The following is an 18,004-nucleotide window of genomic DNA, read 5'->3' as shown; positions in this document are numbered from 1 at the left end:
GTATCCGGTTGCCGTTAATGTCGTTCCAGCCGGGCAGGCTGGTGCTGAAAACAGAATTGTTCTCGAAGCTGACCTGATCGGGATCGAACGCGTCGAAACGGCCATTGACGAGGAGATTGTCCGACAGGCCATTTTCGACCGTCACCAGACGCAGCACATCATCACCGGCGCTGGCGGTCATGGAAAGGCTACGCAACTCGTCGATGCTCAACGTGCTGCCATCGGCAAAGCGGACCTGCTCCACATCGCCATTGCCATATTGGGTGATGGCATTATCGAGCCGTATCCGGGTGGTGCCGCCACGCACCCGCAATTCGAGATGCCGGTCATCGATTTGCAGCACATCGATATCGCCTGCGGCAATACCCTCGGCAAATTCGATCCTGTCGTCACCACCGGCGTCGATAATGACATCGCGGCCATCATCGGCGCCAAAGACATAGACATCATTCTGCGCGCCACCGATCAGCCGGTCATCGCCGCCACCACCGGAGAAAATATCATTGCCGGCAATCGAGGTGGCATCATCGCCGCCGCGCAAAATGTCATCACCGGCACCGCCGGAAAGGATGTCATCGCCTGCGCCACCAAGCAGCTCATCATTGCCTTCCTCGCCAGCAATCAGATCATCGCCAAAGCCGCCGCGAATGATATCGCCATCAGCGCCGCCGGCGAGCTGGTCATTGCCACCAAAGCCGTCAATGATATCGGCGCCGCCATTGCCGAAAATGCGGTCATCGAGCGGACCGCCCTCAAGGCTATTGCCTTCCTCACCATCGGCGATGTTGACCGAGTTATCGATACCAAAGGGCACGCCGCCGAAATTGGCCGGGGTCAGGTCGGTTGCAGTCACACCCTCCAGCCGCAGCACAGTGCGGCCAAAGCCCTGATCATCGACCAGCTGGATGATGGTGTCATCGCCGCTCTGGCTGATCTGGAGCCTGCCGGTTTCGAACGGATTGGGATTGCTCGACGACAGACGGATAACATCACCATCATCGCCTGCGGCAAAGTCGGTGATCACATCGGCGGCGAAATTGTCCGGCAGTTCAAAGGTCGGCAGATAGAGATAGGTGTCGCGGCCTTCGCCACCTGTCAGCGTATCGGTCGAGGCGTCATTGACGATATCGCCGAAGACATCATTCCCGGCACCGCCGTCAAGCGTATCCGCACCGGCACCGCCATTGAGGAAGTCATCGCCATCACCGCCGGTGAGAATATTGTCATTCTCGTCACCGAACAGTGTTTCCCCGGTGGTCGCGACATCAGGCTCGATACGCGTCTCGATATCGGCGAGGCTGAGGGTAATGCCGCTATCGGCAATCTCGAACTGCTCAATGGCGTCTTCATCGGTCCCGGCAAGAGCATTGCGCACCACCACGACATCGCTGCTGCCGCCGAAGCGGATGGTCAGGTCATTGCCGTCTATCCCGGTCGCGCTGAAGCGCATCGCGGCCAGCGTATAGCCTTCGATGCGCAGCGTATCGACCGTCGCATCGCCATTGTCCTCGATGCTGTCGCGGCCATCGCCAGCAGCGAAGATATAGGTATCACCACCGGCGCCCCCGACAACAGCGTCATCGCCGGTGCCTCCGGTCAGTTGGTCAGCCCCGGCGCCACCATCGAGCACATCATCATCGGCACCGCCGTCGAGAATGTCGTCACCGCCATTGCCGGTCAGCGTATCGCGGCCGCCCTGCCCCCGCAGCACATCGGCGATATTGGAGCCGTTATAGACATCATCGCCTGGTGTTCCCGCTGTGGCCCGGCGCGCAATCTCATCCGCATCCCAGCTGCTGCCATCAGCAAAGAGCAGCTGTTCAATGACATTGTTGCTGTTACCCAACACATTGCGCAGCGTCAGGCGGTTGTCATTGCCGGCGATGCGCAATTGCAGATCGGAAGTGCCGACGCGCACCACCTCGACGTCATCAACGGTGATGCCCACACCCAGCTCGATGCGGTCAAGGCCCGAACTGTCGGTAATCTCATCCTGGCCGTCGCCAAGATTATAGCGATAGACATCATCGCCCGAGCCACCGAGCAGATTGTCACCACCCGTGCCACCGGCGAGAATGTCATTGCCCGCACCACCATCGAGCGTGTCGTTACCGGCATCGCCGCTCAGCTCGTCATTACCGCCCAGCCCGTTGAGACGGTCATCGCCGCCGCCACCAGCCAGCACATCATCGCCCTCGCTGGCATTGCGTGTATCATTGCCGTCGCTGGTCTGGAGCGCCAGCGCCAGCAGATCGGCATGGGTCAGCTCCGAACCATCGGCAAAGCGCACCGTTTCAATGGCGTTATTGGCATTGTTGAGCGCACCGACCAGACGGATACGATCCTCGCTGCCGGTAAAGCGCAGCACCAGATCGGCGGTGCCACTCTGGACGACATAAAAGTCCTGCGCCGCAACGCTGGCATCGAATTCGATGGTGTCGACACCCGATGTGTCGGTCAGTGTATCCTGGCCATCACCCGCAGCGAAGCGATAGACATCGTCGCCGGCACCGCCGGTCAGCGTGTCGATACCGGTGCCACCGGTCAGTATGTCATTGTCGTTGCCGCCATCGATATTGTCATCGCCCGCGCCGCCGGTAAGATCATCATCGCCCGCCAGGCCGGTAATCCGGTCATTGCCGGCCCCGGTATCAATGACGTCAACACCGTCCGAGCCGGTAATGATATCGTCGTCCCCTGTCGGCTCTATCGCATTGAGCAGCAGGTCTCCATGACTCCATATCGTGCCATCCTCGAAGCGGATTTCCTCGATGATGCTGTTGCTGTCGACCAGCACATCGACCAGCGTCAACCGGTCGTCACTGTTGCCGACACGCAGCAACAGGTCGTCATTGTTGATCTGGATGACGTTAAGATTGGCGGCGGTGATGCCAGCACCCAGTATCAGCGTCTCAACACCCGATGAGTCGTCGATCAGATCCTGACCATCGCCCAGATTGTAGCGATAGGTGTCGTCGCCGCTGCCACCGAACAGGCGATCGGCACCGGTGCCGCCGGCCAGATCGTCATTGCCGATATCACCGGTCAGCGTGTCCGAACCGCCGCCGCCGGCAAGGACATCATTGCCGCCAAGGCCATTGATGCTGTCATTGCCGGCCAGGCCGTCGATGCTGTCATCACCCGATGTGCCGCGGATGGACTGCGAGCTGTCGTCACCCGCGATTATCCGTTCGACCAGCTGCGCATGGGTCCAGACCGTGCCATCGGCAAAGCGGACTTCCTCGATGACATTATTGGCGTTGGCAAAGGCTCCGGAAATGGTCAACCGGTCGCCACTATCCCCAAAAGACAGCACAATATCGCTGTCATTGCGCTGGAAGACGATGACATCATCGGCCGAAATACCGGCACCCAGTTCGATCCGGTCAATGCCGATCACATCGGTAATGCGGTCCTGACCATCGCCTGTATCGAAGCGGTAAATCTCGTTGCCGCTCTCGTCGCTCAGGACATCATCGCCGCCGCCACCAATATGGATATCATTACCGGTACCGCCGATGAGCCGATCATTACCCGAAAAGCCCTGCAGCGTGTCGTTTCCGGCGACGCCGTCAAGCGTGTCATCGAACGGCGTGCCCTGCAGCAGGTCATCATCCGCCACCTGGTTCTGCAACCTGCCGGAACTGGCCTCGACTGCGGAGGTGACCAGATCATTGTGCGTCAGCGACGTGCCATCGGCAAAGCGCACCAGGGCAATAATCGGGTCCTCGGAATAACCGTTGCGTATGGTTATGCGATCCTCGGTCCCGGCAATGCGCAACACCAGATCCCCTTGCGCAAAACCACCATCACTCCCCGGCTGAGTGACAATATATTCAACCACCAGCTGTGACGGATCGACCGAAGCGTCGAACTCGATGATATTGTCATCGCCCGACCAGCCGCTATCGTCGATCAGATCCTGACCGAAGCCGGCAGAGAAGCGGTAGATATCGTCACCACGAGCACCATCGAGCTGATCATCACCGGCACCGCCGACCAATATGTCATCGCCCCGACCGCCGTTAAGCACATCATTGCCGCCATTGCCAACCAGCTGGGCGCCGCCATCAGGAGCGGTGATGATGTCGTCAAAGTCACCGCCCTCGGGCAAGTCCGCCGTGTCGCCATCAATCTCGATACGCGGCGTCACAATGGCATTGGCGAGCAGGTCATCGGTGGTCCAGACAACGCCATCGGCAAAACGGATTTCGTCAATGCCGAAGCCGGGGCCAGAGCCCGGCCCGATTATTTCTATCGGCGGTCCTTCTAGCGGCGGCCCATCGAGCGGCGGCGGCCCTTCGTTGAAACCGCCGCCTGCCGCATCGGCACGCAGGAAAATCCGGTCTTCGGTTCCAGCAACGCGGAGCACGAAACGGCCTTCAAATTCGGGCATTTCGACAATCAGGTCATCGGCGGTGACCGTTGCATCGAAGACGATGGCGTCGATCGAGCCATCATTCAGCACATTGTTGATTTCGTCCTGGCCGAAACCGGCGGAATAATTGTAGATCGTCCCACCGCTGCTGTCGGATAGCTGGTCATCACCGCTGCCGCCGGTGATGATATCATCGCCCGCACCGCCTTCGATCACGTCATTGCCGGCACCGCCATCGAGTATATCATTACCGCCTACGCCGTTGATCGCATCGTCACCAGCACCGCCGGTAAGCGTATCGTCGACAATCTGGCCGTTGAGGATCTGGCCTGCAGACGGCAACGCCATGATCAGCAGGTCGGCATAGGTCCAGATGGTGCCGTCGGTGAAGCGGACCTCGGATATGGTCTGGAAGTTCTGTGCGTCTCCCAAAGTGACGACATCACCGGCACCGTTCACCTGCAGTTCGATATCGATACCGTTGATCGCAGAGACCACAGCAATATCACCAGGGGTGAAGCTGGCATCGAATTCGACAACATCGAACTCACTGACATTATCCGGGTCGGAACGGACGTCGAAGCTCAGATTGATATAATCGGCGCCAAAACCGGCCGAGAAGATATAGGTGTCATCATCCTCGGCGCCGTCGAGGAAATCATTTCCGGCACCGCCAATAATGGTGTCATTGCCAAAGCCGCCAAAGATATCGTCATCGCCGCCCAGGCCGCTGAGCACACCATCAACATCGTCGCCGTCGATATAGTCGGCAAACTCGCTGCCCGTGAGGACGGTCTGGCCATCATCAGCGAAGATATCCACCCCGCCATCAAGCGTGGACATCGCCTCCAGATCGGCAAAGGTCCAGACGGTGCCATCGGCAAAGCGGAACTCGTCGATTGTCGGCGAGCTGAAATTGATGCCGATACTCAGCCGATCATCGGTGCCGGCGACATAAAGGATATGCGTCGACAGGATATCGCTTTCCAGAACGGTGATATCGCTGGCAGCAATCCCGGCACCGAATTCGACAACATCAAAACCCTGATCGGCAGCGCCGGGGCCGAAACCAGAGGCGAATATCTGATCCTGCCCAAAACCGCTGTCGAAACGGAATATGTCATCACCGGTGCCGCCGAACAGCGTGTCGACACCGGCACCGGCAGTAATGACATCATTGCCGGCACCACCGAAAATATCGTCATTACCGGCACCACCATCGAGCACATCGTCGCCGGCACCGCCGTCAATGATATCCCTTTCTGCGGTCCCGGTCAGCGTGTCGGCTACATAATCGCCCTGCAATTCGAAGGTCGGCATGGGGACCGCCGCGAGCAGCAGATCATTAAAGCTGAGCACCGTGCCATCGGCAAAGCGCAGCTCGGAAAAGGGTGCGAAATCGCTGGGGCCATCGTCCTGGTCATAAAAGGCGGTGATGCGATCTTCGGTGCCGGCAAAGCGCAGCACGATCTCTTCATCGGACGGGTTAAGTGCCATGATCACATCAGCGGGATCAATACTGGCGTCGAACTCCAGGATATCGGGCTCACTATCGCCATCGGAGCCGATAAAGTCGCCGAAGCTGTTGATCCGGTCCTGCCCGAAGCCGGCGGCGAAGCGATAGATATTGCTGCCCCTGCCGCCCGAAAGCACATCATTGCCGCTGCCGCCGATCAGAACGTCATCGCCATCATCACCGTCAAGCCGGTCATTGCCGCCCTGGCCATCCAGTATATCATTGCCGGTCAGACCATTGATCCGCTCATCTGCCCCAGTGCCGGTCAGAACATCATCGGCCAGCGCGCCCAGACCATCGATGGTCAGGCCATTGGAACGGAACGGCACCGCCGCAGCCAGCAGGTCATCGAACGTCCATATGGTGCCATCGTCGAAATGCACTTCGTCGATATTCGCGCCAGTCAGATCCTGAGCGCCATGGTTGATAAGAACCAGCCGGTCTTCGCTGCCCTGCACCCGCAACACCAGATCACCGGCGGGGCCGCTGCCATCGGCGCCACTGGCCAGTTCGACCACGATGTTGGCAGCGGCTATGGTCGCATCAAATGCGATAATGTCGAAATTGCTGCCGTCGCTGCCAAAATCCTGGCCACTGTCATTGAGGATATCCTGGCCGAAACCGATGGAGAAACGATAAATATCATCGCCGCCATTGCCGATCAGCAGGTCATTGCCGGCACCACCGGTGATGACGTCATTGCCCTGGCTGCCACGCAGCTGATCATTGCCGCCCAGACCGCGAATTTCACTCGGGGTCAGCAAGTCTGTTGATGAATCATCGCCTTCGCTGCCGATCAGGACATTTGCCACGCCAGTGTCACCTGTCACGGTGATGCCGGAAACCGGATCTGTCATGCGTGCGACGAGATCGGCATGGGTCCATTCGGTGCCATCGGCAAAGCGGACAAACTCGATGCGATAATCGGTATCGTTCAGCGTCCGGTCGATGACCAGCCGATCATCGGTTCCGGCAATACGCAGCGTCAGATCATTGCTGTCAGGGCCAGATTCGACGATGATATCATCGGGGGCGATGGTGTCGTCAAATTCGATAGCATCGGCGGTGTCGTTGCGATCCCAGCCGGCGTCGGACACGATATCCTGACCGAAGCCGCGGCTGAAGCGGTAAATGTCATTGCCATCGTCACCGCGCAGAAAGTCATTACCGGTGCCGCCGATCAATATGTCGCTGCCGCCATTGCCGTCGATCGTGTCATTGCCAGCGCCACCATCGATGGTCTCGCTGTTATAGCCTGCAACAAGATTCTGATCGGTATTGTCACCTGCAAAAGCCCGTGCAAACAGATCGGCATGGGTCCATTCAGTGCCGTCGGCAAAGCGGACAAATTCGATGCGGTAGTCGCCGTTATTGACCGTCTGATCGAGGATAATCTGATCGTCGGTCCCGGCAATGCGCAGCGTCAGATCATTGCTGTCGGGGCCGCGCTCGACGATGACATCATCGGGGGCGATGGTATCATCGAATTCGATAGCATCGGCGGTGTCGTTGCGATCCCAGCCGGCATCGGAGACAATATCCTGACCGAAGCCGCGGCTGAAGCGGTAAATGTCATTGCCATCGTCACCGCGCAGGAAATCATTGCCGGTGCCGCCTATCAGCGTATCGCTGCCGCCATTGCCGTCAATCGTATCATTGCCAGCGCCACCATCGATGGTCTCGCTGTTATAACCGGCGACAAGGTTCTGGTCGGAATCATCGGCGGCAAAAGCCCGTGCAAACAGATCGGCATGGGTCCATTCAGTGCCGTCGGCAAAGCGGACAAATTCGATCCGGTAATCACTGTCATTGACCGTACGATCAAGGACGATCTGGTCCTCTGTGCCAACGATACGAATGGTCAGATCATTGCTGTCGGGGCCGCGCTCGACGATGACATCATCGGGGGTGATGGTATCATCGAATTCGATAGCATCGGCGGTGTCGTTGCGATCCCAGCCGGCATCGGAAACAATGTCCCGGCCAAAGCCGCGGCTGAAGCGATAAATATCATTGCCGTCATCGCCACGCAGGAAATCATTGCCGGTGCCACCGGTCAGCGTGTCGCTGCCGCCATTGCCGTCGATATTGTCATTGCCACCGCCGCCATCGATGATCTCGCTATTATAACCGCCAACGAGGCTCTGATCGGATTCATCGCCAACAAAGGCACGCGCGAACAAATCGGCATGGGTCCATTGGGTACCATCGGCAAAGCGGACAAATTCGATGCGGTAATCGGAATTGTTGAGCGTCCGGTCGAGGACGATGCGATCTTCGGTCCCCGCAATGCGCAAGGTCAGGTCATCGCCATCGGGTCCGCGCTCGACGATGACATCATCGGGGGTGATGGTGTCGTCAAATTCGATCGCATCGGCGGTGTCGTTGCGATCCCAGCCGGCATCGGAGACAATATCCTGACCGAAGCCGCGGCTGAAACGATAGACATCATTGCCGTCATCGCCACGCAGGAAATCATTACCGGTGCCACCGATAATCGCGTCGCTGCCAGCATTGCCGTCGATATTGTCATTGCCGGCACCGCCATCGATGGTCTCGGCATTGTAACCGCCGGTCAATCTCTGGTCGGCATCAGTCGGTGCGGTGGCACGACTGAACAGGTCAGCGTGCGTCCATTGGGTACCATCGGCAAAACGGACAAATTCGATGCGATAATCGGCATTGTTCAGACTGCGGTCGAGAATGATGCTGTCATCGGTTCCGGCAATACGTATTGTCAGGTCGTCCGCATCAGGGCCAGCCTCAACGATAATGTCATCAGGGGTGATGGTGTCGTCAAATTCGATCGCATCGGCGGTGTCGCTGCGATCCCAACCAGCATCGGACACGACATCCTGGCCGAAACCACGGCTGAAGCGGTAAACATCATTATCATCGCCGCCGCGCAGAAAGTCGTTGCCCTCGGCACCATCGATGACGTCATTGCCGTCATTGCCCGAGATATTGTCATTGCCCCAGCCACCAGTCAGCGTATCCGCTCCGCCAGTACCGGAAATCGTCTGATTGGCTGCGGATTCGAACGGAGCGCCATTGAAATTGGCGAGGGTCAATGCGGTCTCGGTAACCCCCTGGAGCCGGATCAGCTGCCGGGCATCATCGAGATTGGTAACGCCGTTATCGGCGAAATAGATATAGGTATCAGCGCCTTCCTGCCGGCTGACCACCTCGCCCTCCAGCCCGTCGGCAAGGCGGATATCGAGGATATCACCGAGATCGCCGCTTTCGAAATCGGTAATCGTGGTCAGCGCTTCGCCCGCCGCCAGCAGCGGCACGAAGAAATCATAGGTATCGACTTCGCCTACCGTGCCGGTGAGCGTTGTGGGCTGGTTGGCCGGGGGCGGCGTTGCGGTGCCACCATCGCCGGTATCGCCACCATCGCCCGTATCCCCGCCATCTCCGGCATTGTCGAGTGCGAAGAGCGGGTCGGTGAACGGATTATTGTCGGCCACCGATGGCGCCAGCAGGCGCTGTGCTGCTTCCTCGCTGACAATCGCGGCGGCGAGATCGCCCGATGTCCAGATGGTGCCGTCATCGAACACGATCTCGTTGACCGGCTTTTGCGAGAAATTGATCTGGTTCTGGATGGTGACCCGGTCATCGCTGCCGATGAAGCGGATAAGTACATCATTGCCGGTCTGGGTGACCACCAGATCGGCCGCCACGATACCGGCGCCGAATTGCAGACGATCAAAGGATTGCGACCAGTTCTGCCTCTCGACAATGTGGTCACGACCATCGCCACGATTGAAAATATAGCTGGTATCGCCACGACCGCCAGCCAGACGGTCATCACCCGCACCGCCGGCCATGGTCGCGGTGATATCGAGAGCGGTGCCGAAATCGATATCGTCATCGCCATCACCGCCAGTGGCGGCACGGTCGTAAATATCCTGCAAGGACCAGCTGGTGCCATCGGCAAAGACGAATTGCTCTACCCCGCTATCCTGTTGGGTCGGGGTAAACATGTTGCGAATGGTGATGCGATCCTCGCCACCGGCAATGCCGATGGTGAGATCGGCGGGACCAACGGACAGGAATTCAATATCATCGGGGGCAATGCCAGCCTCGAAGCGCAGCGTATCGATACCGCCATTGGCGATCCCCTCAATGTCAAGGATGACATCCTGGCCGTCGCCACGCTCGAAGAAATAGCTGTTGCTGCCTGAATGACCTTGCAACAGGTCATTGCCCAGGCCGCCGGTAATGACATCATCGCCACGGCCACCCTCGATAGTGTCATTGCCCAACCCGCCAAAGATCGTGCTGCCCGATCCGCCAGCCTCATTGCGGCTCGGCGTCGGCACGATGACATGGTCATCACCATCGGTGGAGAGAATGGCGGCGGAAATGTCGCTGATCAGCGCGGTGCGGCCATCCGTGAATTCCAATGTGCCGACAATGGCATCGGGATCATTGACCGGATCGACCAGCGTGATGCGATCATCATCTCCGGCGATCTGCAGGATGATATTGCCATCGGCATCGCGCTTCGCCGAGATATCCTCCAGTGCAATATCGCGGCCAAATCTTATGGTGCCAAAGCCATCGGCGCTGCCGCTGGTACTGATACGGTCCTGGCCGTCGCCACGGTCGAAAAGATAGACATCGGTGCCATTGCCGTCGATGATCTCGTCATTGCCGCGGCCCGGGCGGAAGGTCTCGGCACCGTTCGTACCGACCAGCCGGTCATCGACTTCGGTGCCCGCAGTGTTGACGGTGGCCAGCAGCTCGGCGCGCGACAATGTGGCGCCACTCGCAAAGCGTACGGTGTTGATAACCGCACCGCGAATAATCACCGAATCTTCAGCATCGACAAAGGTCAGGCGCAGGTCATCGCGTCCTTCGGCCAGCCGCTCGACACGCATGTCGGCAATCGCATAACCGCTGATTTCGAGAGTATCGCTGCCGCCGCTATCCTCGATAACGTCCTGACCGCTGCCGCGTTCGAAGCGATAGACGTCATCGCCATCGCCGCCGCGCAACTGGTCATTGCCCGGGCTGCTCTCGAATATGCCGCCACGGTCCGGCCCGATAATCGTGTCGTCGAGCGTCGTGGTCTGGCCGTCGATCAAGGCCTGGGAAAGATCACTGGCATCCCATTCGACACCATCGGAAAATACGATGCGCGGCAGTGCGCCATCACCCAGGGCACCGGCGATAATCAACTGATCACCGGTTTGGGGGAAGGTCAGCACCAGATCATTGCGGTCGAGCGAGGACAGACGTACCAGAACGTCGCCCGATGTCAGATCGTCGAGCCTGACCCGCGCATCGCTCGCACCCGGGGCCATGACGATTCGGTCAATGCCGTCACCACGGGAAAATTCCGCAATATGGCCGTCATCGAGAATGACGGTGTCGTTGTTGAGGCCGGCGGAGAGCTCGGCGCCGGTATCGAAATCGCGGCTGTCGACAATATCCTGACCATCGCTCGAAAGGCCATCGCGAATACGGGCACGGACATCGGCGATGGACAGCGTCGTACCGTCGGCAAACTGGAACGTCTCGACCGGATTGTCGCGATAGCCCGAAAGCACCACCAGACGGTCATCGCTGCCATCCAGGCGGATCAGCAGGTCACCGTCGATATTCTGGAACCGCACCCGATCCTGGGTGATGGTGTCGCCAAAGACAATGGTGTCGACGCCGCCGACATCTTCGATGCTGTCACTGCCATCGGTATAGCCGAAATGATAGGTGTCATCGCCCAGACCGCCGATCAGCGCGTCGGAGCCGCCGCCGCCGCGCAGCACATCGTCGCGATTGTCGAGGCCGACAAGCTGCTCGTCGAGCTCGGTACCGGTGAGCATGCGGTCAAGCAGGTCATCAAAGGTCAGCGTCGTACCATCGGCGAACAGGAATTCCTCGACCCGCTGATTGCCGAGACCACCGACAATGGTCAGGATATCGGTACGGTTGCCCAGATCGATAACCAGATCATTGCCATCACGGGTAACCCGCAACGCATCAAGCGTTACCGAAGCCCCGAAGACCACCCGGTCGATGACACCGGCGACATCATTCCGTTCAATGATCCGGTCGGAGTCATAATCCGCGCTGAACGCATAAATATCGGCGGCATTGCCACCGATCAGCGTATCGTCGCCCTGCTGGCCATCAAGCGTATTGGGATTGTTGAGCGATCCCTCGATGACATTATCGCCACGATTACCACCCTCAATCTGCAACAGTTCCTCAACATCGGATATGTCGAGGAAGCTGCCATCGCTGAAGCGGAAGCGCTCGACACCATCATCGATGCTGCGGAACTGGTTGCGGATGCGCAGCGTGTCGACGCGCTGGTCGACCGAGATCACCAGATCATTGCCATCCTTGGTGAAGACGACATTCTCGCGGGTGATGTCGTCGCCAAAGGCAACCACATCATCGACCGGGACGTTGAAGCCGCGGCGATCATTCCACGAAGCACGAATACGCGTGTCGACAATGACATCCTGACCATAGCCGACATCGAAGCGATAGGTATCGCCACCATCATTACCGATCAGCGTGTCGTCACCGCCCCGTCCGTCCAGGGTCTCGGCAAAGTTGGAGCCGGTGATGGTTTCGCCGGCGTTGGTGCCAACCAGATCAATGTCTTCCGGGTTGAAATCGGTGAACACCAAAGTGCGGTCATCGAACTGGAAGAACTCGGTGGCAAATTGCTGCCGCCCGGCGCGGACATACTGGTTCTCCAGGACAATCCGATCACCAGTGCTGCGCACGGTGAGGATCAGATCAAGCGCGGTACGGCTGAATTCGATATCGGTCGACAGGATGTTGCGGAACTGGATGCGCTCCTCGCCGCCACTGTCAAGAATGGTGTCGGTGCCATAGCCAAGATCGAAGATATAGGTGTCATTGCCGCTCAGGCCCTCGAGCCTGTCGTCGCCCGCACCGCCATCCAGTGTGTCGGAAATGCGCTCAAAGCCGTAGATGACATCATCGCCATCGGTCTTGGCAATGGCGACATAATGTTCGAGCAGCTCGATCCAGTTCCATGTCGTGCCATCGGCGAATTCGAGCTCTTCGACGAGGTTCACATATCCGACCAGCAGAATATGTTCGAGGAAGTCGGTGAAGATGACCTCGTCATCGGTACCGCTGACCCTCAGCGTCAGCGTGTCACTGGCCCCTTCGCGCAGAAAATCGAAATCGGTCCAGCGCAGATCGTCGGTAAAGGTGATCTTGTCATCCTTGGGACCGAAGAGCGATGAACTCAGGTCATTGTCGAGAATGACATCACGGCCATAGTCGCGGCCGTAAATATAGGTGTCGAACCCTTCGAGACCGGTGAGGAAATCATCACCCGCGCCACCATCGAGCGTGTTGTCGTTGAGCACACCGTAAATGGCGTCGTCGCCATCGGTTTTGGCATTTTCCAGCACCCGCTGCACGATCTCGGTAAACTCGAGCAAAGTTCCGTCTTCGAACAGGAAGCGCTCGATGAGATTGGGCGCGACATAATCAAGGCCATCAGCGCTGCCGAGCAGTTCGCCAAAGGCGCCAAGATTGAGGCGCACACCGCCAAACTGGCCGACGACGTCGATGATATCGGATGTCTCATTGCCATCCTCGTCGAGCAGGATGATCCTGAGATCCTCGCTCGGTCCGTCGCGCAACAGCTTGACATTGTCAGCCGATATGTCGCCGCGGAACTGGATGAAGTCGAGGCCCGCCTTGACCGGGCCAAAAGAGAATGTCCCCAGATCATCAACGACATCCTGGCCATCGCCACGCTCGAAAATGTAGATGTCGCCACCGGCGCCGCCGCTGAGATAATCGCTGCCGCGTCCGCCCCAGAGAATGTCGCCTGATCCGGAACCGATATAGGGATCGCTGAAATCTCCGGCGGCGCGTTCGCGGTCGATCACTTCGAGCGACATGCGGAACCGGTCCCAGATCACCCCGTCGGAGAAAACTATCTTGTTTACACCCGATTCCAGCTGGGTGCCGTCACTCAGGAAACCGTTCAGCTCACCGAGAAACTGGTCTCTGAGGCGCAGCACATTGTCCTGACCCTCGATTTCGAGAATCAGGTCCTCGCCGTCACGAATGGCCTTGACCTCGGTCGACTTGACCTGGCTGAAACGCAGCTCGTCCTCATCGCCGTCATCGACGTCATGGATCAGATCCTCGCCGAAATCGCGCCCGACTATATAATAGTCGGCACCATTGCCACCTGTGAATGTCTGGTCGCCTTCGGAAACATAGAAAAAGTCGGTGCCGCCAGTGCCGTCAACATCGGTGTCATCGGCCAAGTGGGTGCGGATCAGGTCCTGATTGATCGACAGCGCATTGGCGGTAGCGAAGATGTCGAGATCGATGCCGATATTCTCGAATGCCGAGAGCATCATCTGGAAGATATAGGGCTGGTCTATCTCCGCGCTGGAGCCGAAGACATTGCCGTTACCGCTAGGGGCGTAGTCGGGATAGACCTGCCACAGCACCTCGTTCCAGTCGGTGAGATAATCGAAAACCGCGTCATTATCATTCGACGCCGGAGCCGCTTCGAAAATGGCGTCAAAGACTGGCGCAATCTCACGATCACCAGTGGGCCGGTATTTGTCGGTTTCGACATCATATTCCAGCTCGCGGGCAAATTCGGACAGGCCACCCTGAAGCGCCAGCCTGACGGCGAACCGCCGGCTGGTGGTGATATATTGCGCCATGACCGGGCTGAGCAGGTCGATAATCGCGTCGATGCCGGAGATATAATTGTCTTCAGTACCGAGATTGAACTGACCATCGCCATTGATCGCATAATCGATAATGCCGGTGGTATCGTTGGCTGTCGCGGTCAGTATCTCTGGCTGGAAGTCGATGCCGCTCAGCGATGTGGCAAAGTGGAATTGCGCCGGGGTGAGAATTTCCACCCGGAACTGGCTGTCATCGGTCGAGCCGACTTCATCGAGCGTGTCGAAATCGATCTCGAAATTGCGCAGGTTGAACTCGCGATAATCGCCGGTCTTGACCTGAAGCTCCAGCGCCCGGTCGAGATTGCGCGCCCAGACATGGAAGTCGCCATCACGGTCGGTGACCAGCACGGTATAATCGATCGCAATACCGTCCTGGAACCGTACACCGATTTCATCGACCGGAATACCGGCATAGGGGTTGAAGCCGATATCCTCGACACGCCATTCCTGCCCCTCGGCCAGGTCGAGCGCCAATATCTCCTCGGTGGTGGCATATTCGACATTGGGTGCCGAAGCGAGGCTCCAGCTGCCATTGCCGTTACGCACAGCGTAATCGAGGATGACCGCGCGGCCGTCGACAATGGTTGCCAGATAGGGCGCGTTATCGCGAAATTGGACCGCCTCGCCACGATCTATGGGAGACCATATCTGCTCGAGCCGCCAGCCTTGATCGGCATCGGTGGTCATCGCCAGCACGTCCTGCAGGGTGGCACGCGCAATGGGCTGTCCACCGGCATCCGTCACCGGAGCACCCGAATCCAGCACCCAATATCCGCCCTGATCGTCCTCGACATAGATGCCGCGATCAACCAGCGTGACATTACCCTCGGCATCGGTGGCAACCAGAACCGGCGCCAGCTCCCGCGTCGTCTCCAGCGTCTGGCCCCAATGACCGAGAATATCGCCCGCCTGCTGCACCAGAGTCTTCAGCTTCGGCGCGTTCATTTCAGGCACCCGCGCGGCAACCAGCTCTGCCAGATCGATATCATTGGCCATGGCCACGCCGAGATCGGTAATCGAACCGAAACCGGCAACATCGACTTCGAATCCTGCCTGCCAGTCGGCAAGACCGTCTTCGCCGGCAAAGCGTGTCTCGACCTCGCTCGATTCAAAGATCGCGTCAAAAGCGTTGCTTATCCGGCCATCGTCGAACACCACTTCGGCGCGGCCGAGCAACTGGGCCCCTTGCGCTGTTGTCGCGTCGAAATCGATAACATCCAGATCAAATTCGACGATGCCCAGTTCATCGAGGCTGAACAGTTCACCGGCATCGGTTTCGCCATCGCCATCAAAATCACGCCAGACCTGGAGTTCCTGCCAAACCGCATCGGCGACGGTGATGCGGCCATCGGCATTGCCGCCATTTTCCGCCAGATCCCATTGGCTGAGTTCTTCAAAGCCGGTGGTCTCGGCATCGCCGAACATTTCGCTGATGCCATCGATACGGTTGTTGCGATTTTCATCAAGGACCAGGAAGCCATCATCGCTGCGCAGCCAGCCGGTCTTTTCGGCAAACAGATCACCATCAATGTCGAAAAAGGCACGGCTCTGCTGCAACGCGATCGTCTCGATGCCATCACCATCGAGATCGATAATCAGCGGGTCGGCCTCAAACGCCCAGGCGGCCGCCTTGGCGGCACGGCCAAGCGCCGCCAGAACCACCAGCGAGCTATCGAGCACGGCCAGGGCCTGCAGCACCGCCGCAAACACTCCGGAGCCGGCTATCGGTGGCAAAGCCGCAATCAGCTGAATAACACCCAGCACCGGATTGGCCCGCTTGAAAACCATATTGAAGGTGCCGAGCGGACGGCCTTCTTCAAATATTTCACGCCCCAGCGCGAACTGCTCATAGCCCCAATAGCTGTCGACAAAGTCAAAATTGCGGATTCGCTGCACACCGGTGGCATCGAAGGTGCCACCATTGCCATCCGGTATTTGCGTTGGCGCACTGTCACCCGTGACCGCCCGGAGGAAATCATCAAAGACATTGCCAATCAAGAGATCATCGCCATCACGCTTATAGGTGATGAAAGGCAGCAGATTATCGAAATAGACGGTATTTCCGGTTGCGAAACCGGCCAAATTCAGCGCACCCACGACCCCGCTGGCAACCGCCAGACTTCCCGTGGCCGCACCGAGCGCCAGCCCGACACTGGACGCTGCGGCATCCCCACCGGTCAGGGGCAGGCCGTAAAAGGACAGAACATCAAAATGCTGCGCATCCTGGATGACGGTGTCGGGGGCGAACCAGAAAGCATCCGAATTTTCTTTTGAGTCTTCGATAGTGATCTGTTCACCATCGACAATCGCAACGCGACTGCCATCACCGGTCGAGGAACTGTTGGCTATGTCGCCCCAGATTTCACCGCCTTTGGTGAAATTGACCACCCAGTCACGACCCAGTCCACCGGAAACGGTAGCCGGCTCATCACCACCAGCAACAATGACCCAGTCATCGCCATCGCCGCCATCGACTGTGTCAGCGTTGTAAGCGAAAACAATATCGTCGCCATCATTGCCGAAAATCGCATCGCTATTGAAACCGATGACGATATCATTGCCTAAAGTACCTTCAAGCCGCTCCTCGCCAAAACCGAAAACCGTGCGACCATCGACATCCTGCCCATCATCATCGCCGTCGTCATCCTGGTCTTCGCCACCACCCTCATCACCAGCTCCTTGTGCCGCTGCCGGCTCCGGCGTTTCCGGCTCTTCTTCTCCTGCTTCAGGAAACTCGTAAATATCATCAATGGAGCTTCCGACGGTTAGATCGTCTGTAATCTCGCTATTATCGGCATCCACTTCGAACAGTTTATTGTAAAGCGCGATCCCGCCAAAAATGAGGCCGACAACACCCAGCACCAGGCCCGCACCAGCGATAAATGGAGCCGCGGGAGGAAATGCAATGCTGAGACCGAGCGCAGCGCCGGAAACGGCAGCACCGATTGCGAGATTCTGGCCCTCTTCGTACAGCGCCTGCACAAAGCCATCATATCCGCCTTTATAGATGCCGACCCCGATATTCGCCAAACTCAAAGCGATGCCGGCAACACCCAAGCCCTTGGCCAGCCTTTGAAGCCGTGGGCCGAGAATATTATTCGTGACCGCACGTGTGCCATGTTGCTGCTGCACAAACCGCAATATGGCCTGTGTGGTCCGATTTCGTGTTGCATGGAGATCATCAAGCGATGACGCATTGCGGTAATTTCTGTCACCGGCCTGAAAAGCACGCGTATTTTTGACATCATCGATAGTATCGACAATTCTGCCGTCATTTGCCTGAGGCCTTGGCTCATTGTTGTTCAGACGAACTTGCGAATGATTGACCTCTGGTCGACCGGCACCATTTCGGCTGCCAATAGACACGCGTTCATTCAAATAGGTCTGCAC

1 protein-coding gene (only partly in view) is annotated in these 18,004 nt (G+C 58.2%); it reads right to left on the bottom strand.

The window, feature by feature from the left end:
* Positions 1-18,004, bottom strand: partial view of a tandem-95 repeat protein gene (locus AAFX04_00505; GenBank protein MEO1043901.1) — the 5' portion only. 17,357 nt of this gene lie to the left of the window's left edge; 18,004 of the gene's 35,361 nt are visible here — the first part of the coding sequence; it begins with the start codon at positions 18,002-18,004; its stop codon lies off the left edge, out of view.

It is taken from the genome of Pseudomonadota bacterium, assembly GCA_039818985.1.
Lineage (GTDB): Bacteria > Pseudomonadota > Alphaproteobacteria > Sphingomonadales > Sphingomonadaceae > Alterisphingorhabdus.
Note: the sequence above shows the minus strand (reverse complement) of the source record. Positions and strands in the feature narration are given on the sequence as shown.